Genomic DNA, 18,601 nt, shown 5'->3' with positions numbered 1-18,601 from the left:
CTCGAAATGGGTCAGCAGGCGGCCCGTCGGGCCGGGAAACGGTGGCGGCTTAGGCCGTTTGACGCGCGCTGACAAGCACGGAGCCTAGCCAAAACAAGGGTTTCTTTGCACATCATTCGCAAGTGCAAGAACGTGTCAGCCCAGCGCGAAACGCGCGGCGCGTGCCACGTGATCCGCCGACGGGCGGCAACCGGTATAGAGAACGAACTGTTCAAGCCCCTGCCGCACCAACACCTCATCGCCGATGATGACCGGCTTGCCCAGGCGGCGTGCCAGACGCACCAGCGGAGTTTCTACCGGAATAGCGACGACGTCGAACAGCATCGTCGCGGCCCGTACTGCCGCTTCGTCGAAGGCAAGCGCGTCGGCCTCCGGCCCGCCCGCCATCCCGATCGGCGTCACGTTGATCAACAATCCGGGTCCGGGCGTCACCGCGCGCGCCCAGCGATACCCCAATCGGTCGGCGAGCGCGCGGCCCGACGCCTCGTCACGGGTCACGATCGTGCCGTTGGCATAGCCATGATCGGCGAGCGCACTCGCCACCGCCTTGCCCATGCCGCCCGACCCGCGCAGCACGAAGTCGATATCCTGCGGCACGCGATGTTCGGTCATCAACGCCGCGACCGCGGTATAGTCGGTATTATAACCGGTCAGCTTTCCGTCCTCATTGACGATGGTGTTGACCGCGCCGATCGCCGCCGCCGACGGGTCGAGCGCGTCGATCAGCGGGATCACCGCCTCCTTGAACGGCATCGAGATCGCGCAGCCCCGCACGCCCAGCGCGCGGATGCCGCCGATCGCGGCCGCGATGTCCGCGGTGGTGAAGGACTTATAGACGAAGTCGAGGCCCAGCGCGTCGTAGAGATGGTTCTGGAACCGCGTCCCGAAATTGCCGGGCCGCGCGGACAGCGACATGCACAATTGGGTATCGCGGTTGATGCTGAGCTTGGACATGGGGGGTGGACTCCGGCCTGCGCTAATCAAGGTGAGGTGCCTCTCCAACCTGCTCCTTCCGTCACCCCGGCCTTGAGCCGGGGTCCCGCTGCCTTATCCCGCGCGAGAAAACGCGGGACCCCGGGTCAAGCCCGGGGTGACGGGGGCAGTGGGGTTGCGCCTCGGTTAGGGATCTCCGGTCAGCCCTTCAGGACAAGCGGGAAGGACGACCAACGCGGCATTGCGCCTAATGATGCCCCAGCGCCAGATACGCTTCCGAACGCATCTCGTTCAACCGGCTGACGGTGCGTTCGAACTCGAAACGGCCGTCGCCTGTCTCATACAGCGCCTCCGGCACCGCATCGGCGGCGGCGATCAGCTTGACCTTGTGTTCGTATAGGGCGTCGATGAGCGTGACGAAGCGCGCGGCTTCGTTACGGTTCTCCGGCCCTAGCCTGGGGATGCCGACGAGGAACACCGTGTGGAAACGCCGCGCGATCGCCAGATAGTCGGCTGCGCCGCGCGCCTCGCCGCACAGCCGCTTGAAGCTGAATACCGCAACACCCTTCAGCGACTTGGGCACGTGCAAAGTCCGCCCGCCGCGCACCGCCAGTTCCTCGGTCGGCACCATCGCGCGATCCTCGACCGGATAGTCGGTCAGCCGGAAGAAGGCGGCCGACATCTCCGCCGTCGCTTCCGGCCCGTTGGGCACCAGCCAGGTGTCGATCCGCCCCAGCCGGTCGCGGCGGTAATCGACCGGGCCGTTGAGCGCGACGACGTCGCAGCGTTCGCGGATCAGGTCGATGAAGGGCAGGAACAGGGGGCGGTTGATCCCGTCCTTGTAAAGCTCGTCCGGCGCGCGGTTGGAGGTTGCGACGACCGTCACCCCGCGCCGGAACATCTCGGTGAACAGCCGCGACAGGATCGCGGCGTCCGCGGGATTGTTGACGATCAGCTCGTCAAAGGCGAGCAGGCGGACATCCTCGCTCATGGCGGCGGCAACCGGCAGGATCGGATCGTCAACCTCCTGCTTGCGCGCATCGTTCAGCCGCTCGTGCACGTCGATCATGAAGTCGTGGAAATGCGCACGGCGCTTCCGACGGATCGCGAGCTGATTGAAGAACAGGTCCATCAGCATCGACTTGCCGCGTCCGACCCCGCCCCACAGATAGACGCCGCGCGGCGGTTCGGGCAGGCGTCCCAGCGCGCGCCACAGGATGCTGCCGCGTTTCGGCACCGCTTCCAGCGCGTCGGCAAGCGCGTCGAGCCGTTCGGCCGCCGCTGCCTGGGTCGCATCGGTGCGCAGCTCCCCGGCAGCGACCAGCCGGCGATATTCGGCGATCACCCGGCTCATCGCGCACTCGGCTTGCGGATCGTGGCGGTGAAGCTTGCGATCGTCTGCGCCGCCTGGACGACCAGACCGCGCATGAACAGCAGCCGCCCGGTCTCGCGAAGCAGCTCGACCTGCGCCTCGACGGGCACATCCATGCGTCCTGCCGCAATGAACTGGGTCGACAGGTCGAGCGTGACTGCCGTGCCCGCGGTCAGCACGCCCAGCGCGCGCCCCGCCCCGAACAGCGCGCAGTCGATGAAGCCGAGCAGCGCGCCGCCGTGCAGATGGTTCGACAGGTTGGAATGCTGGTGCGCCGGCACCATCGCGACCCGCGCGATGCCGTCCTCCACCCTGACACGCAACGGCCCCAGCGTCGCGTTGAAGCGCGTCGTGTCGCTCAGCGTCCAGCGTTTCCAGCCCGGCCAGTCGGGATCGTCGTGATAGTGGAACGCGGGCCCGTCCGCGTCGGGGCGCATCGTCACGCGATCAGAGCACGCGGTCCATTTCCAGCTTCTTGATCTCGGCGATCGCCTTGGCCGGGTTCAGCCCCTTGGGGCAGACATTGGCGCAGTTCATGATCGTGTGGCAGCGATAGAGCCGGAACGGATCCTCGAGCTGGTCGAGCCGCTCGCCCGTCGTCTCGTCGCGGCTGTCGGCGAGCCAGCGATAGGCCTGAAGCAGGATCGCGGGGCCCAGGAACTTGTCGCTGTTCCACCAGTAGCTGGGGCAGCTGGTCGAGCAGCAGGCGCACAGGATGCACTCGTAGAGGCCGTCGAGCTTGGCGCGGTCCTCGGGCGACTGGAAGCGCTCCTTGCCCGAGGGCGGCGGCGTCACCGTTTCCAGCCACGGCTTGATCGACGCATATTGCGCGTAGAAATGGGTGAAGTCAGGGACGAGGTCCTTGATCACGTCCATGTGGGGCAGCGGCGTGATGCGGATGTCGCCCTTGATGTCCTCGATCGCGGTCGTGCAAGCCAGGCCGTTCTTGCCGTCGATGTTCATCGAGCACGAGCCGCAAATCCCCTCGCGGCACGAGCGGCGGAAGGTGAGCGAAGGGTCCTGCTCCGCCTTGATCTTGATGATCGCATCCAGGACCATCGGGCCGGTATCGTCCAGGTCGAGCTCGAATGTGTCGTAGCGCGGATTCTCGCCCGCATCGGGATCATAGCGATAGACCTTGAAGCGCTTCACCCGCTTGGCACCAGCGGGCGCCTTGTGAACCTTGCCGTTGTTCCGGATCTTGCTGTTCTTGGGCAGGGTGAATTCGGCCATGGCGATGCACTACTCCTTCGCCTCGCGATGTGGCGCTTTTGTGCGCTGCGATCAAGTTCGGAACGGCGGATATCGCAGTCGCGCGCGGCCCGCAAACGGAACAAGGGCCATATTGCTGCGGCGTGATCGCATCGACCTATCAGCTCAACGGTCGCGCGCGTCATCCGCTCCTGCTTGGTGACCCTGTCTTTGGAACGCTTCGCCCCAGTCGCGCAGACTGACCAGCACGGGTTCGAGCGTGCGGCCGAAATCGGTCAGCTCATATTCGACGCGCGGCGGCACTTCGGGATAGACGATCCGGCGAATGATGCCGTCGGCTTCCAGCTCGCGCAGCTGGAGCGTGATCATCCGCGGCGTCGCATTGGGGGTCAGCCGGCACAGCGCGTTGAAGCGCAAGCGGCCCGACAGCAGGTGGAACACCAGTACCGGCTTCCACACCCCGCCCATCACGCTCATCGTCGCTTCGACCGCGCAGCCGGTCTTGGTCGCGCGCCGGCGCGGACCCCTGATACTATCATCCATGTACGTACATGTTGTTTTTGTACGTACTGCAATCAAGCGCGACGAGCGATTAGTTGGCGTGCTCCACCACAAAAGGAGCTTGACCATGCGTGCATATCGACTTGACCCAGCCGGCGGGGCCATCAAGCTGAGCGATGAGGCCGATCCGGTACCGGGGGCCGGCGAAGTCCTGATCGACCTGAAAGCGGCGACGCTCAACTATCGCGACCTGATCGTCCGCGACGGGCGCTATGGCGGCGAGCAACGCGCCGACCTGATTCCCTTGTCCGACGGCGCGGGTGTCATCGCCGCAGTGGGCGATCGCGTGGCCGCGGACCGGATCGGCCAACGCGTCGCGATCGGCTTCATGCCGCACTGGACGGAAGGGCCGTTCAGCGCCGCCAAGCAGGCCAGCGCGCTGGGCGGCGGCGTTGTCGATGGCGTGCTCGCCGAACGGATCGTCGTGCCGGCAAGCGCCGTCGCGGTCCTGCCCGACGACTGGTCGTTCGTCGAAGGGGCGGCTTACCCTTGCGCGGGCGTTACCGCCTGGGCCTGCCTGTTCGGCGGCGGCGGCATTCGGCCGGGCGACTGGGTGCTGGTCGAGGGGACGGGTGGCGTTTCCACCTTCGCGCTGCAATTCGCCAAGCGGGTGGGCGCGCGGGTGATCGTGACCTCCAGCAGCGACGACAAGCTCGGCCATGCCCGCGCGCTGGGTGCGGACGCGACGATCAACTATCGCGAAACACCGGATTGGGGCGCGGTGGCGGCGCGGATCGCGGGCGGTGCGGGCGTCGACCATGTCGTCGAGGTCGGCGGGCCGGGCACGCTCAACCAGGCGCTGGCGGCGGTGCGGCCGGGCGGCGAAGTCGCATTGGTCGGCGTGCTGACCGGCTTTGCCGGTGAGGTGAACACCGGCGCGATCCTGATGAACGCGATCAACCTGCGCGGCGTCTATGTCGGGTCCGTCGCCGACTTGTCGACCGCGCTTGCATCCGGCGTCCGCCCGGTCATCGACGAGGTGTTCGCCTTTGACCACGCAGAAGCTGCGTTCGATCGGCTGCGCAGCGGCAGCCATCGCGGCAAGGTGGCGATCCGCATCGCCGATTGAGCGCTGGCAATAGCCGGAGCACGCCGTCCTTGCGCAAAGCGTTCACCTCCCGGTGTCGGGCGCGTCGCAATCGGTTGAATGATCGTGCGGCGCGCCCATAGTCGTTCCGGGCCGGCAACCGATCAGGGTTGCCGTGCCGGATCACATGGGAGCGGCAAGATGGCGGACCTTTCGGGCAAGCGGGCGATCGTGACGGGCGGTTCGCGCGGCATTGGTGCGGCGATCGCAAAGCGGCTGGCCGCCGACGGTGCCGACGTCGTCATCACCTATGCCGGCAATCACGACGCGGCCCAGCAGGTCGCCGCCGCGATCACGGGCGCGGGCCGGCGCACCGAGGCGATCCAGGCCGACGCGGCCGATGTCGCCGCGGTCGAGGCGGCGGTCGTGCGCGCCGTCGACACGCTGGGGGGACTCGACATCCTGGTCCACAATGCCGGCGTGTTCGGGCTGGGCACGATCGACAGCGACACGATCGAGAATTACCGCCGCCAGTTCGGTGTCAATGTCGACGGGGTGTTCGCCGGCACCCGCGCCGCGATCGGCCATATGACGGACGGCGGCCGCATCCTCGTGATCGGCAGCGTCAATGCGCACACCGTGCCCGTACCGGGGGCCGCGGTCTACAGCGCGACCAAGGCCGCCGTCGCCGGAATGGTGCGTGGCTGGGCGCGCGACCTGGGTCCGCGAAACATCTTGGTCAACGCGATCCAGCCCGGTCCGATCGATACCGACATGAACCCGGCCGATGGCGATTTCGCCGCGATGCTGGCCCAGCACGTCGCGCTCGGGCGTTATGGCCGGGCGGAGGAAGTGGCCGCGCTGGCCGCATTCCTCGCCAGTGACGAGGCGAGCTACATCACCGGGACGACGATCGACATCGACGGCGGATTTTCGGTCTGACGTCGCCGCGCCGGCAGGCGGCGCCGGGGTTCAGATGACGTCGAGCACGAGGCCGAGATCGCGTGCCTCTTCGGCTTCGATATACCAGTTTTCGGGCGCGCGGCGGCGCAACTCCTCGAAATCGATCCGCGTGCCGGCGACGAGATCGCGAAACCCCTCCTCCTCGATGCGGATCGAATGCTCGATTTCGTGGAGGCTCGCCTTCAGGCTGGCGACACAGGTGCGCAGCGGGCCATTGACGTCGATCTGCTTCGCCAGGATGCGCTCATGCACCATGATCCGCGTGCCGCGCGTCAGGAAGCGGCGGTCGGCGGGAAAGGCCGACATGAAGGTCGCGCCGGCCGAATAGACCGCGACCTTGCCGAGAAACAGCGCTTCACGGCCCTGATATTCGTGCAGCAGCCTCACTTCGTCGCCCATCAGCCGCGCGACTTCGGGGTCACCGCCCAGCGTCGACAGCGCGATGACCAGCGGCCCGCCGGCGGGGGCGGCGGCGACCTGTTCGCGGAACTGCGCGTACATGGCGTGATCGACCGGCCCCGCCAGCGCGACATGCGGCCGGGCGAGCAGCGGATAGCGGTGGATGGTGGCGTCGGCTTCGGTGTTGTCGGTCATGGCCCCCCAAGCGCGCGACGACGGCCAAGGTTCCGCGTGCGCAACAATTGCGAGGGTCGCTGCGGGTTGTCGCCGCTCAGCGCGGGTCCCTGGCGCGCGCCTCGCGCTGGAGCGCGACCAGCGCGCCGATGTCGGTCGGTCGCCCGACCGGGGCGCTGGCCGTGGTCGGCACGGCATCGTCGATCGCGGCGAGCCAGCGGTGCGCGGCGGCACCGATGCTCACCTGGGGCCGCGACGGGGTCAGCGTCGCTTCGGTTTCCCACACGGCCACCTGGTTGCGCGCCTCGGTAAAGGCCGCCTCGATCGGCTGGGCTTTCCGCAGCGCGCGATTGACGAAGGCGTCGCCGAAAAACGTCCAGTCGTTCTCGGCGAAGCAGCCGAAGGACGACCGGTCGGTCGCCGCGGCGGTGACGATCACGCTGTCGTCGCTCGCCAGCGGGCCGATGAACACCCCCGAATAGCAGGCATTGACGATCAGCAGCCGCCGTGTGAAGCCAAGTTCGCCCAGCATCGCGCGCAGCTTCATCGGCGAAATCCCGCCATAGCCGCTGTCGCCGTCGTGATAAACGATGCCGAACGGCCCGCCATGGCTGGTGGTGAACAGGACCAGCACGTCCTCGCGCACATCCATGCGCTCGGCGACCGCGGCGAGCGCGGCACCAAGCGCCTGGGGCGATCCGATCGGCAATTCGCTCGCGCGTGTGCCGTCCGAACCGGCGAGCACCAGCGTGCGGCGATCAGCCCCGTAGCGGCGGGCGAGCACGCGTGCGGCCTCGCGCGCCTCACGCCCGAAGACGGGGTCGCTGTCGAGCGCCACCGACAGCACATAGGTGTCGAGCACGCCCGGGCGCTGCGGCTCGAGCTGCCCAAGTGCTGCGGCCAGCCGGCGATGTTCGGCCAGCGCGTCGCGCGCGCCGCGATCCCGCTCGACCTGCATTCCGGCATCGGCAAAGGCGGCGACCGCCCCGTCGCCGGCGCGATAGAGGAAATCGGGCGGCGGCGCGCGATGCTGGACGGGGACAAAGGCGGCCTGTTGCGCGTCGGCGGCGGTCATCAGCGCCATCATCGCCAGCACCGCCGCGCGCCCGCCCTGCCACCTGTTCCGCACGTCCGCGCGTCTCCCCTTGATCCCGCAGCGCACGATGGCGCGGCGACGCGGCCGCGTCCAGTGGTCGCGGGTCACGCCATCAGGCGATAGGCGCGCTCGGGCCGGATCGTCTCGCGGTTGCCGATCCGCGCGTCTTCCTCGCCCGCAAGCACCGCGGCGACGTCGGCGGCGACCGACGCGCTGCGGACGTGATAGCTGTGCATGACCAGACGGTCGGCCATGCCTGCGACCTTGCTCGCGTCGACGATCTTCACCTTGGCGGGCAGCAGGTCGAGCATCCGCGGGCCATCCGACCCCAGCCGGTCGGGATTGGCCTTGGTCTTGTCCGACACCAGCAGCGCACGATCGAAACGGTTGTGATAGAGGGTGATGCGCCGCGACAGGCTGGGCAGCATGCGCAGCTTGTCGTCGCGCTCGAACGCGTCGTCATCCTCGTCGGCGGCGATCATCAGCACCTGGTCGAACAGCCGCACCATGCGCGTCGGCTGCTTGGCATGCAGCGCCTGGATGCCCTGGCGCAGCACATAGTTGCCCATTGAATGCGCCAGGATGTGGAGGTTGCGCAGGCAATAATCGTCCGCCGGCAGCTCGCAGACATAATCGAGCAGCTTGAGATAGGTGCGTGCCAGCGCCGGGCCGGAGGCGCGGGCATCCTCGCGGTCGCTGTAATAGGACATGAAGGGCACCGCTTCGCCGTCGGACGGCCAGCTGAACACCATGATGTTGACGTCCTGCGGCAGCGTCACCGCGATCCGCGCGCCATCGGCCAGCGCCTCCAGAAAAGTGACGTTGAAGCCGTGGATGTAAACCAGCGTGTCGACCCGGCCCTTGGCCATCCGGCCGTGCAGCGCATCCATCAGCTGCGCACTGCCCGTTTTGGTAAAGCCGCCCGCGGGCGCGCCCGCCATCGTTTCGTCGAACACGGTGATGCCGGTCATCACCGGCCCGTCGTCACCCGCGCGGAACGTCGCGCGACCAAAGCGCAGTGCGGCGACGCCATCCGGATTGAACCGGCCGCCGAACACTGCCCGCTTGTTGTCGGACAGGTGATTGCGATTGGTCGCGAAATAGACGTTGATCTCGGCCATCGGACGTCTTCCTGCGCCGGGTAGTGCGCGCTTTTGGGGGTGTGTTTCTATACCAAAATGGTATATCAAGAGCCATGTTCGAATTCGATCCGGCGAAGAGCGCGGCGAACAGAGCCAAGCATGGGATCGATTTTGAGGAAGCGCAGGCGATCTGGCTGGACGCATCGGCCAAGCGGCTCAGATCTGCCGTGCCGACAGATGAGGAGCGCTGGCTGGTGATCGGCCGGATCGGCACGCGGCTGTGGACGGCGATCATGACCTACCGGAACGGCAAGGTTCGCATCATCTCGGCCCGGCGCGCGCGCGATTATGAGGAAGAGCTATATGGACGTGGCACGCAAGAAGATTAGCGCCGAAGAGCTGGACCGGCTGTTCGATGAGGGTGCCGACATGCGCCCCTATTTCAATTTCGACAACGCCGAGGCGCTTCACGGTCCGACCAAGCGGGTGAATGTCGATTTTCCCGCCTTGATGGTGTTGCGGCTGGATCGCGAAGCAAAGAAGCGCGGCGTCACGCGACAGGCGCTCATCAAGATGTGGCTGGCGGATAGGTTGGAGGCGACGGGTTAGCCCACTCGCTTTCGCCAATCCACGCGACTGCGAAGGTTAACCGTCGGCCCTTAATACACCCGCTTCTTCGGCTGGATGTACTCGATCTCGTCGGTCAGCGTATAGTCGTGGACCGGGCGATAGTCGATTTCGGTCGTGCCGCCCTTGCCGCCCCAGCCGTCGAAGGTGGCGACGGTGTGCTTCATCCAGTTGGCGTCGTCGCGCTCCGGATAATCCTCGTTCACGTGCGCGCCGCGCGATTCCTTGCGGTTGAGCGCGGAACGGATCGTCACCATCGCCTGGCCCATCAGATTGTCGAGCTCGAGCGTCTCGACCAGGTCGGTGTTCCAGATCAGCGATTTGTCGACGACGCGGACGTCCTGCATCCCCTGATAGAGCGCGGTCATCGCCGCAATCCCCTCATTGAGCAGTTCGTCGTTGCGGAACACGGCGGCGTGGCGCTGCATCGTCTTCTGCATGTCGGTGCGCAGCTTCGCGGTGGCGGTGCTGCCGCTCGCATTGCGGAAATGGTCGAGCCGCCCGATCGCGAGTTCGGCCGAATCCTTGGGCAGCGGGTTGTGCGCCGTACCGGGCTTCAGCGTTTCCTTGATCCGCAGGCCCGTCGCGCGGCCGAACACCACCAGGTCGATCAGCGAGTTGGAGCCCAGCCGGTTGGCCCCGTGCACCGAAACGCACGCCGCTTCGCCCACCGCATACAGGCCGGGGACAACCGCGTCGGGGTTGCCGTCGCGGATATGCACGACTTCGCCATGATAATTGGTCGGGATGCCGCCCATATTATAGTGGACGGTCGGCACCACCGGCAGCGGCTGGCGGGTCAGGTCGACGCCGGCGAAGATCTTGCCGGTCTCGGTGATCCCGGGCAGCCGTTCGGCCAGCACCTTGGGGTCGATATGGTTGAGGTGGAGATAGATGTGGTCGGCTTCCTTGCCGACGCCGCGGCCTTCGCGGATCTCCATCGCCATCGACCGCGACACGACGTCGCGCGACGCAAGGTCCTTGGCCGAAGGGGCATAGCGTTCCATGAACCGCTCGCCCTCGCTATTGGTCAGGTAGCCGCCCTCGCCGCGCGCGCCTTCGGTGATCAGCACGCCCGCGCCATAGATGCCGGTCGGGTGGAACTGCACGAACTCCATGTCCTGCAGCGGCAGGCCGGCGCGCAGCACCATCGCATTGCCGTCGCCGGTGCAGGTGTGCGCCGACGTCGCCGACTGATAGACGCGGCCATAGCCGCCGGTCGCCAGCACGACGGCATGCGAACGAAAACGGTGGATCGAGCCGTCCTCCATGCAGAGCGCGACGACGCCCCGGCACGCGCCGTTTTCCATGATCAGGTCGAGCGCGAAATACTCGATGAAGAAGTCGGCGTCGTACTTCAGGCTCTGCTGATACAGCGTATGCAGCATCGCATGGCCGGTGCGGTCGGCGGCTGCACAGGTGCGCTGCGCCGGCGGGCCAGCACCCATATTCTGCATCATGCCGCCGAACGGGCGCTGATAGATCTTGCCCTCGTCGGTGCGGCTGAACGGCAGCCCGGCATGTTCCAGCTCATAGACCGCCGCCGGGGCCTCGCGGCAAAGATATTCGATCGCGTCCTGGTCGCCCAGCCAGTCCGATCCCTTGACGGTATCGTACATGTGCCAGGTCCAGTGGTCGGGACCCATATTGCCCAGGCTGGCGGCGATCCCGCCCTGCGCCGCGACGGTGTGGCTGCGCGTCGGAAAAACCTTGGTGATGCACGCGGTCTTCAGCCCCGCCTCGGCGATGCCCATCGTCGCGCGCAGCCCGGCGCCGCCCGCGCCGACGACGACGGCGTCATAGCTGTGGTCGATGATCTTGTACGCGTCGGTCATGCCGTGGCGGCTCCGCTAAAGGCGATTTTCAGGATGGCGAAGGCGGCGATCGCCCAGCCGAGCAGCGCGGCGCCGTTGAGCAGGACGAGCAGCACGACGCGGCTCTCCTCGCGCTGATAATCCTCGATCAGCACCTGAAGCCCCAGACGCGCATGATAGAACAGGCTGCTGACCAGCAGGATCAGCGGCACCGCGACCCAAGCGGATGCCATCCAGGTGACCAGGGTCTGATGGTCATAGGCCGGCAGCCGCGCGATCGAGACGAGGAACCACGCCATCAGCGCCAGGTTCGACCCCGCGGTCAGCCGCTGATGCCACCAGTGATGCGTGCCCTCGTTCGCGGGGCCGAGGCCGCGGACCCGGCCGATGCTCGTTCCGTTACCCATCTTATTTCCCCACCGTCAGCCAGGCCCAGAAGGCCAGGGTCGCGACGATCGAAAAGACCATGGTCGAAATCGCGCCGCGCTTGTTGCCCTTGAGTTCGTAGCCAGCGCCCGTGTCGAGCACGAAGTGACGGATGCCCGACGCCGTGTGCTGAAAGAAGGACAGGGTCAATCCGATCCCGAAGACATAGCCGACGATGTTGAGCGCGCCCGATTTGACCGTGAACAGGTCGACGAACGCGGCGTAGCTGTCAGGCCCGCCGGCAAGTGCCGCCAGCCACCAGGTGATCAGACCCAGTCCGACCAGCGCCATCCCGTCGCCGGTGGCGCGGTGGAGGATCGAGACCAGCATGTGCGGGCCCCATTTCCAGATGCCGAGATGGGGGGAAAGCGGGCGGGTCGACGTTTTTGCGGTGGCCAAGGTGCATCCTTTCGCTGCGGTCTAATTAGTCGCGGTGCAGCATGATGCAAGCTGGTTCGACGGCACCCGGGACTAACCCGGCCTTAACCATTCACCACCTATCTCTGGCCGGGCGAATGTCGTGCGTGACCCCGCAGTGAGAATGAGGACCGGTCGTGACAAGTGGCTCAAATTCAATCGCTTCCGCCCCGAGCAACCGGTTCGCTGCGTCGATCGACCTGTCGTCCCGCCTGCGCGTCTTCGATTTCGACAGCCAGATGACCGAGGCCAGCCGCACCGTGTGGCAGGTTTTGGAGCCGGAAATCCGGGGGATCGCGGAGGCCTATTGGCACCAGTGGCTGCGCTGTTTCGCCGACCAGCGCGATTGGGCACCGCACGAAACCGAAAAAATGATCGACCTGGGCGTCGAATTCCTGCGCAACCGCTTTCTCAACGTCCGCGCGATGGGGTGGGTCGAATCGATCGAGCGATCGGTCGCGGCGGCCTATACGTCCGGCGTCCCGCCGATGGCGCTGCTGTCGATGATCAACGCCAGCGACCGCGCCGCACTCGAAGTGCTGATGCGGCGCGTCGATCGCGGCGATCAGGGATTGCCCGGCATGATCGACACGCTGATGCGCCTCTCCGCGCTGGAAAGCGACATCACCGTCGCGCTGTACAATTGCTATCGCGAGCATTCCGCCGCGCAGGCGCGCGACGCGCTCGCCGCACAGTTCCGCAACGATATCGGGCAAACGGTCGAGCGGGCGTCGCGCGAGGGCGATGCGCTTCGCCGCCAGGCAGAGCATACGTCGGTGTCGGCGCGCGGGATGCTGGGCAAGGCGTCCGAAGTGGCGGCCGCCGCCGAACAGTCTGCCGTGGCGATGCGCGAGGCCGCGCAGACCGCTGCCGGGCTGATCCGCGCGATCGAGGACGCGCGCTCCGAAGTCGAGGCCGCCGCCGATATCGCGACGCGCGCCTCGAGCCAGGCGGGCAATGCGGTCGGAATGTCGGCCGCGCTGTCCGACCATGCGAAGTCGATCGAATCGATCCTGGGTCTGATCCGCGACATTGCCGGCCAGACCAACCTGCTTGCGCTCAACGCGACGATCGAGGCGGCGCGCGCGGGCGATGCCGGGCGCGGTTTCGCGGTCGTCGCGCAGGAAGTGAAGAGCCTGGCCAACCAGACGGCGCGCGCGACCGACGACATTGCCGCCAAGATCGCGACGATCCAGCAGGCGACCCAGTCGACGGTCGAAACCAACGCGTCGATCCGCGACACGGTGGCCGAGGTTCAGGAAAGCGCGATCCGCATCCGGCGCGCGATGGAAGTGCAGGCGCAGACCGTCACCGCGATCACCGCGGCAGTCGATGAAACCGCGCTCGCCGCCGATTCGATGTCGACCACGATCGCGGCGATTCGCGAGGATACCGAAAGCGTCGCCTCGGAGATCGAACAGGTCGGCCGCGGATTCGAGGCGCTCGACAACGAAATCGGGTCATTGAAGGCAGGCGCCGGCGAGTTCGTCGCAAAGGTCGCCGCATAAGGGAGCGGACAGGATGGCGCAGATACGACATGCGGACGTCGGCGGATGGGGCGGCGACACCCGCGCCGCACGCGAACGTATCCGCTCGTTCGATTGGGATGACGGTATCCGCGAAGGCTGTGCAATCATCACCGAAACGGTTTCGGACGCGGACTGGACCCAACTGGCTACCGCGTTCTGGGCCTATTTCGGCTCGATCATGAAAAACGCGGGCAAGGACCTCAATCTCGATCAGCGCCAGCTGCAGGTCCGGATCGCCGGTAGCGCGGGCTTTGCGAAACTGAAGTTCAGTAACCCCTATGACGAGGCATGGATGGAGATCGCGTTCCGCAACGCGATCGACACGCACCAGGCCGGCGTCCCGCTGCAGCTGCTGTTCGCGGCCATGTCGCTGGCGCATAGCGAGACATTCAAGCTGATCGAGAGTCGCATCGGTCACGATCCGGCGCGGCTGCGTTCCGCCGGCGATGCGCTGATGCGCCTGGTGCTGGTGGAGGCCGACCTGATCGCTTCGCGGCTGGGCGAAAGCGACGCGGCACTTGCCAACGCCGAACGCTTCGCGCGCGCGCAGGCGTTCCGCAACGATATCGCCGAATCGATCGAAGGCGTCACCACGCTGGGCTCCGGCATCCGGGTCCAGGCGCACGAGGCCTCGGTTTCGGCGCGGGGCATGGTCAGCAAGACGTCGGAAGTCGCCGTTGCCGCCGAACAGTCCGCCGTGGCGATGCGCGAGGCCGCGCAGACTGCCGCCGGGCTGATCCGCGCGATCGAGGACGCGCGTATCGAGGTCGAGGCCGCCGCCGACATCGCGACGCGCGCGTCGGGCCAGGCGGGCGTGGCGGTGAGCATTTCGGACACGCTGTCGGTCCATGCGAAGTCGATCGAATCGATCCTGGGTCTCATCCGCGACATCGCCGGCCAGACCAATCTGCTCGCGCTCAACGCGACGATCGAGGCGGCGCGCGCCGGCGATGCCGGACGCGGCTTCGCCGTCGTGGCTCAGGAAGTGAAGAGCCTGGCGAGCCAGACCGCGCGGGCGACCGACGACATCGCCGCCCAGATCGCCGCGATCCAGGACGCGACCCAGTCGACCGTCAACATCAACGCGTCGATCCGCGACATCGTCGGCGAGGTGCAGGACAGCGCCAATCGCATCCGCAGCGTCATGGAATTGCAGGCCCGCACCGTCACCGCGATCACCGCCGCGGTCGATGAAACCGCGCTCGCGGCCGATTCGATGTCGCAGACGATCAGCGCGATCCGCGAGGACACCGACCGGGTATCGAGCGAACTCGAATCGCTCGAGCGCGATTCGACCGACGTCGATGAGCGCCTGAACTCGCTGCAGCGCGCGGCCGAGAACTTCTCCGCCGCGGTCGCCGCCGCCTGAGCGGGCTTTCGCGCCGCGGTGCCGCGGGCTAAGCCCCGCGGCATGAGCCTCAAGATTCTCGTCACTGGCACCAGTCGCGGCATCGGTTCCGCGATCCTCGCAGCGCTGGACCGCGCCGGCGCGACCGTGGTCGGACACGGCACCGCGAGCGGCATCGCCGCCGACCTGGCCGACCCGGCCGCCCCCCGCGACCTGTGGGCGCGTGCCATCGACGCGCTCGGCGGCGACATCGATGTGTTGGTCAACAACGCCGGCGTGTTCGAAGCCGCGGCGATCGACCTCGACCATGACGACTGGGTGGCGGGGTGGGAACGCACGATGCGGATCAACCTGACCGCGTCGGCCGAGCTGTGCCGGCTGGCGGTGCGGCACTGGCAGGCGCGCGGGCGGGGCGGGCGGATCGTCAACATCGCCAGCCGCGCCGCCTATCGCGGCGACAGCCCGGCGCACTGGCATTATGCGGCGTCGAAAGCGGGGATGGTGGCGATGACCAAGTCGATCGCGCGCGCCTATTCGGGCGAGGGCATCCTTGCCTTCGCCATCTGCCCCGGCTTCACGATGACGGGGATGGCCGAGGAGTATCTGGCCAGCCGCGGCGGCGACAAATTGCTCGCCGATATCCCGCTCGGCCGCGTCGCGACCCCCGACGAAATTGCCGCGATCGCGCGCTTCTGTGCGCTCGACGCGCCCGAGTCGATGACCGGCGCGGTGCTCGACGCCAACGGGGCGAGCTATGTCCGTTAGGGGGCTGCTGGCGGGTCTGGCGCTCGCCGGCTGCGCGCCTGCGGACGCGCCCGTTTCTCCGCCCGCGCCCGCACAGGCGGCAAGCCCCTTTACCGGCGCCGCGCTCGCGGCCGCGTGCCGGGATCGCGATGGCTGGAGCGACCCGGCCCCGCCGGCGCGCGTCCACGCCAATGTCTATCTGGTCGGGACGTGCGGCATCGTCGCGCTGCTCGTCACCTCCGACGCCGGCCATGTCCTGATCGACGGGGCAACCGATCGCGCCGCCGTCGGCATCGCCGACAATATCGCGCGTCTGGGCTTCCGCCCCGGCGACGTGCGCATCCTGTTGAACGGCCATGAGCATAACGACCATGCCGGCGGGCTTGCCGAGCTGCGCCGGCTGACCGGGGCGCAGCTGCGGGTGCGCGCGCCCGCGCGTGCCGCGATCGAAACCGGGCGCGCTCAGCCGGGCGACCCGCAGCTCGGCCTCAACGATCCCTTTCCCGGCACGCCGGTCGACGGCACGATCGCTGACGGCGATGTCGTCCGGGTCGGCCCGATCGCGCTGACCGCGCACGCGACGCCGGGGCATACGCCGGGATCGACGAGCTGGTCGTGGCGCAGCTGCGACGGTGCGCGTTGCCTCGACTTCGTCTATGCCGACAGCCTGACCGCCTACGCCGCCGACGATTACCGGTATTCGGACCATCCGGAGGTGGTCGCCGCGTTCCGTGCCGCGATCGACCGTGTCGCCGGGCTGCCGTGCGACGTGCTGATCACCCCGCATCCGAGCGCAAGCGACCTCTACCCCCGGCTGGCGGGAAGCGCGCCGCTCGTCGATCGCGGCGCATGCGCCCGCTATGCCGACGCTGCGCGCCAGCGGCTCGCGGCGCGACTGGCGACCGAGGCGCAGGCGCGCGCGCGATGAGCTGGAAGCTCACTTTGGGATGTACGCGCGCGGAGGCGGAGGCGATCGATCTGGAGGCGGTGGCGCTGATCGACCCGGTGCCCGTGCTGATGACCAGCGAGCGCGTCGTCGACGATCCCATGGCGTGGCAGATCGACGCCTATTTCGAGACCAGGCCCGGCCGCACCGCGATCGCGGCGGTCCGCGCGCTCGCCCCAAGCTCGGCCACGGCGCCCCCGGCGCTGGAGCGGGTCGAGGAGACCGACTGGGTGACGCTGAGCCAGGCGGGGATCGAACCGGTCCATACCGGGCGATTCTATGTCCACACCGAAACCAATCGCGGCACCGTCCCGCCGGGTGCGGTCGCGTTGCGCATCGACGCCGGCCTCGCCTTCGGCACCGGCGGGCATGCGACGACCGCGGGGTGCCTGGCCGAGCTCGACCGACTCAAACGCCGGGGCTGCGTGTTCCGCAACATCGTCGATGTCGGCACCGGGACGGGCCTGCTCGCCTTTGCCGCGCGGCATTTGTGGCCGGCGGCCTATGTCGCGGCGTCGGACATCGATCCCGTTTCGATCGGCGTGGTGCGCGACAATGCCGCGATCAACCGCGTGCCGCTGGGAAGCGAGCGCGGGCGGATCGCGCTCGCCGTCGCGCCGGGGATCGACCATGCCATGCTGGTGGCGCGTGCGCCCTATGATCTGATCATCGCCAATATCCTGGCGGGTCCGCTGATCGACCTTGCGCCAGCGCTGGCGGCCGCGCTGGCGCCCGGCGGGACGCTGATCCTCGCCGGGTTGCTCGATGCGCAGGCCGGTGCGGTGGCGCACGCCTATCGCCGCCAGGGGCTGCGGCTGGCGGCACGGCGCGGCGATGGCGACTGGCCGGTGCTGCGACTGGTCAAGCGCCCGCGCCACGGCTGGCGCGCCGCGACCCGGCTGGGGCCGGCGGTGCCGAGCGAAGCGCCGGGCTATGGGAGCTGGTGAGCGGGCGGATCGGGTTACGTAAGCAGTTCAATTTACCCGACACCCATGCCTCGTGCCGGGGTGTCGGCCGAATCTGCCCGATGGCATTGGCCCGCCCTTGACGCGCGTTCATTCCGCCGCGCGGGCCAGCGCATATTCCTGGGTCCCGCGGGTGATGACGCGGTCTTCGGCCAGGATGTCGGCGATGGCGATGTCGGGCAGGGTGGCGAGTTCGGCATAGAGCGGCGCGAAATCGGTCTCGACCGTCACGCGGAGCAATTCGTCGAAGCTTGGGATGACGAAGTAATTCTGCTGGAAATCGTCGATCCGATAGTCGGTGCGCATCACCCGCTTCAGGTCGAAGCCGATGCGGTTGGGGCTCGGATCCTCCAGCGCGAAGCGGCTTTCCGACGCGCTCGACACGATACCCGCGCCATAGATGCGCAGGGCACCCGCCTCCTCAATCAGTCCGAATTCGACCGTGTACCAGTATAGCCGCGCCAGCTGTTTCAGCGACCCGTATTCCAGCGCGCGCAGGCCGCCGCGCCCATAGGCCGCCATATAGTCGGCGAACACCGGATCGGCGAGCATCGGCACATGGCCGAACACGTCGTGGAACACGTCGGGTTCCTGGAGATAGTCGAGCTGGTCGGCGCGGCGGATGAAGTTGCCCGCGACAAAACGGCGGTTGGCGAGGTGATCGAAAAACACGTCATCGGGGACGAGCCCGGGCACCGCCACCACCTGCCACCCGGTCAGGTCCATCAACCGCGCGGACAGTTCGGCGAAATCCGGGATGCCCGGACGCGACAGGCGCAGCACGTCGATGCCGCGCAGGAACGCGTCGGACGCACGGCCCGGCAACAGCGCCGATTGGCGTTCGAACAGCGTGTCCCACACGCCATGTTCGGCGTCGCTGAAACGATCCCAGTCCTGCGGGATCGTCCAGTCGGCGGCCGCGCCCGGCGGCGGCGCGGCAAAGACGTGTGTATCGCTGGCCATGCG

General features: G+C 67.6%; 21 protein-coding genes. 9 read left to right on the top strand and 12 right to left on the bottom strand.

Translation table 11 applies throughout. The annotated features are described in order from the left end of the window. Positions 1-135: 135 nt before the first annotated feature. From GO308_RS09540 to GO308_RS09520, 5 genes are all read right to left on the bottom strand, one after another. Positions 136-954, bottom strand: a complete 819-nt coding sequence (locus GO308_RS09540) for a shikimate 5-dehydrogenase (protein WP_240885294.1) — start codon at positions 952-954, stop codon at positions 136-138. 226 nt (positions 955-1,180) lie between these two features. Continuing rightward, the gene (zapE, locus tag GO308_RS09535) at positions 1,181-2,287 is read right to left on the bottom strand and encodes a cell division protein ZapE (protein WP_066483049.1); all 1,107 of its coding nucleotides are present in this window, start codon (positions 2,285-2,287) and stop codon (positions 1,181-1,183) included. Then, complete coding sequence (locus GO308_RS09530) at positions 2,284-2,742, bottom strand: PaaI family thioesterase (RefSeq protein ID WP_066483111.1); 459 nt, start codon at positions 2,740-2,742, stop codon at positions 2,284-2,286. Before GO308_RS09530 ends, zapE begins: the two co-directional genes overlap by 4 nt. Before the next feature lie 10 nt (positions 2,743-2,752). Then, entirely contained in the window at positions 2,753-3,538 is a 786-nt protein-coding gene (locus tag GO308_RS09525) for a succinate dehydrogenase iron-sulfur subunit (RefSeq protein WP_066483046.1), read from the bottom strand. Positions 3,539-3,682: 144 nt separating this feature from the next. Next, a complete protein-coding gene (locus tag GO308_RS09520; RefSeq protein ID WP_240885293.1) occupies positions 3,683-4,060 on the bottom strand; it encodes a helix-turn-helix domain-containing protein in 378 nt (125 codons plus the stop codon). A gap of 85 nt (positions 4,061-4,145) precedes the next feature. Between GO308_RS09520 and GO308_RS09515 the strand changes: the two genes are divergently transcribed. Together GO308_RS09515 and GO308_RS09510 are read left to right on the top strand one after the other, a co-directional pair. Then, positions 4,146-5,147 (top strand): NAD(P)-dependent alcohol dehydrogenase, encoded by a 1,002-nt coding sequence (locus GO308_RS09515; RefSeq protein ID WP_240885292.1) that lies wholly within the window; start codon positions 4,146-4,148, stop codon positions 5,145-5,147. 159 nt (positions 5,148-5,306) lie between these two features. Then, entirely contained in the window at positions 5,307-6,047 is a 741-nt protein-coding gene (locus GO308_RS09510) for an SDR family oxidoreductase (RefSeq protein ID WP_240885291.1), read from the top strand. Between the two features lie 30 nt (positions 6,048-6,077). Here GO308_RS09510 and GO308_RS09505 read toward each other — a convergent pair whose 3' ends face one another. From GO308_RS09505 to GO308_RS09495, 3 genes are all read right to left on the bottom strand, one after another. After that, a complete protein-coding gene (locus tag GO308_RS09505; RefSeq protein WP_066483037.1) occupies positions 6,078-6,662 on the bottom strand; it encodes a peptidase S14 in 585 nt (194 codons plus the stop codon). Positions 6,663-6,738: 76 nt separating this feature from the next. Beyond that, positions 6,739-7,770: a C13 family peptidase gene (locus tag GO308_RS09500; protein ID WP_240885290.1), complete on the bottom strand. Its 1,032-nt coding sequence runs from the start codon at positions 7,768-7,770 to the stop codon at positions 6,739-6,741. 71 nt (positions 7,771-7,841) lie between these two features. Continuing rightward, the gene (locus GO308_RS09495; protein WP_240885289.1) at positions 7,842-8,858 is read right to left on the bottom strand and encodes an alpha/beta hydrolase; all 1,017 of its coding nucleotides are present in this window, start codon (positions 8,856-8,858) and stop codon (positions 7,842-7,844) included. A 74-nt stretch (positions 8,859-8,932) separates the two neighbouring features. Here GO308_RS09495 and GO308_RS09490 point away from each other — a divergent pair, with 74 nt between their 5' ends. Together GO308_RS09490 and GO308_RS09485 are read left to right on the top strand one after the other, a co-directional pair. Continuing rightward, positions 8,933-9,208, top strand: coding sequence for a BrnT family toxin (locus GO308_RS09490; protein ID WP_066483034.1), 276 nt, complete (start codon positions 8,933-8,935; stop codon positions 9,206-9,208). Beyond that, positions 9,183-9,428 (top strand): hypothetical protein, encoded by a 246-nt coding sequence (locus tag GO308_RS09485; protein ID WP_197417157.1) that lies wholly within the window; start codon positions 9,183-9,185, stop codon positions 9,426-9,428. Before GO308_RS09490 ends, GO308_RS09485 begins: the two co-directional genes overlap by 26 nt. A 50-nt stretch (positions 9,429-9,478) precedes the next feature. Here GO308_RS09485 and sdhA read toward each other — a convergent pair whose 3' ends face one another. Genes sdhA through sdhC form a run of 3 tightly spaced genes read right to left on the bottom strand, consistent with a single transcriptional unit; the run spans position 9,479 to position 12,085 of the window. Then, complete coding sequence (sdhA, locus tag GO308_RS09480; protein ID WP_066547878.1) at positions 9,479-11,281, bottom strand: succinate dehydrogenase flavoprotein subunit; 1,803 nt, start codon at positions 11,279-11,281, stop codon at positions 9,479-9,481. Then, on the bottom strand, positions 11,278-11,667 hold the full coding sequence (sdhD, locus tag GO308_RS09475) for a succinate dehydrogenase, hydrophobic membrane anchor protein (RefSeq protein WP_066547875.1): 390 nt from the start codon (positions 11,665-11,667) through the stop codon (positions 11,278-11,280). The genes sdhA and sdhD overlap by 4 nt, the downstream gene beginning before the upstream one ends. A 1-nt stretch (position 11,668) precedes the next feature. Next, positions 11,669-12,085 carry a succinate dehydrogenase, cytochrome b556 subunit gene (gene sdhC / locus GO308_RS09470; RefSeq protein ID WP_066483022.1) on the bottom strand — a complete coding sequence of 139 codons (417 nt, stop codon included), beginning with the start codon at positions 12,083-12,085 and terminating at the stop codon, positions 11,669-11,671. A 257-nt stretch (positions 12,086-12,342) separates the two neighbouring features. Between sdhC and GO308_RS09465 the strand changes: the two genes are divergently transcribed. From GO308_RS09465 to GO308_RS09445, 5 genes are read left to right on the top strand one after another with little or no spacing between them, the layout of a single operon-like run. Next, a complete protein-coding gene (locus GO308_RS09465; protein WP_082730854.1) occupies positions 12,343-13,611 on the top strand; it encodes a methyl-accepting chemotaxis protein in 1,269 nt (422 codons plus the stop codon). A 13-nt stretch (positions 13,612-13,624) separates the two neighbouring features. Beyond that, a complete protein-coding gene (locus GO308_RS09460; RefSeq protein ID WP_240885288.1) occupies positions 13,625-15,001 on the top strand; it encodes a methyl-accepting chemotaxis protein in 1,377 nt (458 codons plus the stop codon). A gap of 42 nt (positions 15,002-15,043) precedes the next feature. After that, complete coding sequence (locus GO308_RS09455) at positions 15,044-15,745, top strand: SDR family oxidoreductase (RefSeq protein ID WP_240885287.1); 702 nt, start codon at positions 15,044-15,046, stop codon at positions 15,743-15,745. After that, the gene (gene bla, locus GO308_RS09450; RefSeq protein ID WP_240885286.1) at positions 15,735-16,652 is read left to right on the top strand and encodes a subclass B3 metallo-beta-lactamase; all 918 of its coding nucleotides are present in this window, start codon (positions 15,735-15,737) and stop codon (positions 16,650-16,652) included. The genes GO308_RS09455 and bla overlap by 11 nt, the downstream gene beginning before the upstream one ends. Then, positions 16,649-17,617, top strand: coding sequence for a 50S ribosomal protein L11 methyltransferase (locus tag GO308_RS09445; RefSeq protein ID WP_066483097.1), 969 nt, complete (start codon positions 16,649-16,651; stop codon positions 17,615-17,617). Before bla ends, GO308_RS09445 begins: the two co-directional genes overlap by 4 nt. Positions 17,618-17,725: 108 nt before the next feature. Here GO308_RS09445 and phhA read toward each other — a convergent pair whose 3' ends face one another. Continuing rightward, the gene (gene phhA / locus GO308_RS09440; protein WP_066673218.1) at positions 17,726-18,598 is read right to left on the bottom strand and encodes a phenylalanine 4-monooxygenase; all 873 of its coding nucleotides are present in this window, start codon (positions 18,596-18,598) and stop codon (positions 17,726-17,728) included. Positions 18,599-18,601 lie beyond the last annotated feature (3 nt).

The sequence above is a fragment of the Sphingomonas sp. SFZ2018-12 genome, from assembly GCF_022496715.1.
Lineage (GTDB): Bacteria > Pseudomonadota > Alphaproteobacteria > Sphingomonadales > Sphingomonadaceae > Sphingomonas.
The sequence above is the reverse complement of the archived record's forward strand: the minus strand, read 5'-3'. Positions and strand labels throughout refer to the sequence as shown.

Coding starts and splice junctions, on each gene's coding strand:
- GO308_RS09540 (WP_240885294.1), bottom strand. CDS start 954: ATGTCCAAGCTCAGCATCAACCGCGATACCCAATTGTGCATGTCGCTG.
- zapE (WP_066483049.1), bottom strand. CDS start 2,287: ATGAGCCGGGTGATCGCCGAATATCGCCGGCTGGTCGCTGCCGGGGAG.
- GO308_RS09530 (WP_066483111.1), bottom strand. CDS start 2,742: ATGCGCCCCGACGCGGACGGGCCCGCGTTCCACTATCACGACGATCCC.
- GO308_RS09525 (WP_066483046.1), bottom strand. CDS start 3,538: ATGGCCGAATTCACCCTGCCCAAGAACAGCAAGATCCGGAACAACGGC.
- GO308_RS09520 (WP_240885293.1), bottom strand. CDS start 4,060: ATGGATGATAGTATCAGGGGTCCGCGCCGGCGCGCGACCAAGACCGGC.
- GO308_RS09515 (WP_240885292.1), top strand. CDS start 4,146: ATGCGTGCATATCGACTTGACCCAGCCGGCGGGGCCATCAAGCTGAGC.
- GO308_RS09510 (WP_240885291.1), top strand. CDS start 5,307: ATGGCGGACCTTTCGGGCAAGCGGGCGATCGTGACGGGCGGTTCGCGC.
- GO308_RS09505 (WP_066483037.1), bottom strand. CDS start 6,662: ATGACCGACAACACCGAAGCCGACGCCACCATCCACCGCTATCCGCTG.
- GO308_RS09495 (WP_240885289.1), bottom strand. CDS start 8,858: ATGGCCGAGATCAACGTCTATTTCGCGACCAATCGCAATCACCTGTCC.
- GO308_RS09490 (WP_066483034.1), top strand. CDS start 8,933: ATGTTCGAATTCGATCCGGCGAAGAGCGCGGCGAACAGAGCCAAGCAT.
- GO308_RS09485 (WP_197417157.1), top strand. CDS start 9,183: ATGGACGTGGCACGCAAGAAGATTAGCGCCGAAGAGCTGGACCGGCTG.
- sdhA (WP_066547878.1), bottom strand. CDS start 11,281: ATGACCGACGCGTACAAGATCATCGACCACAGCTATGACGCCGTCGTC.
- sdhD (WP_066547875.1), bottom strand. CDS start 11,667: ATGGGTAACGGAACGAGCATCGGCCGGGTCCGCGGCCTCGGCCCCGCG.
- GO308_RS09465 (WP_082730854.1), top strand. CDS start 12,343: ATGACCGAGGCCAGCCGCACCGTGTGGCAGGTTTTGGAGCCGGAAATC.
- GO308_RS09460 (WP_240885288.1), top strand. CDS start 13,625: ATGGCGCAGATACGACATGCGGACGTCGGCGGATGGGGCGGCGACACC.
- GO308_RS09455 (WP_240885287.1), top strand. CDS start 15,044: ATGAGCCTCAAGATTCTCGTCACTGGCACCAGTCGCGGCATCGGTTCC.
- bla (WP_240885286.1), top strand. CDS start 15,735: ATGTCCGTTAGGGGGCTGCTGGCGGGTCTGGCGCTCGCCGGCTGCGCG.
- GO308_RS09445 (WP_066483097.1), top strand. CDS start 16,649: ATGAGCTGGAAGCTCACTTTGGGATGTACGCGCGCGGAGGCGGAGGCG.
- phhA (WP_066673218.1), bottom strand. CDS start 18,598: ATGGCCAGCGATACACACGTCTTTGCCGCGCCGCCGCCGGGCGCGGCC.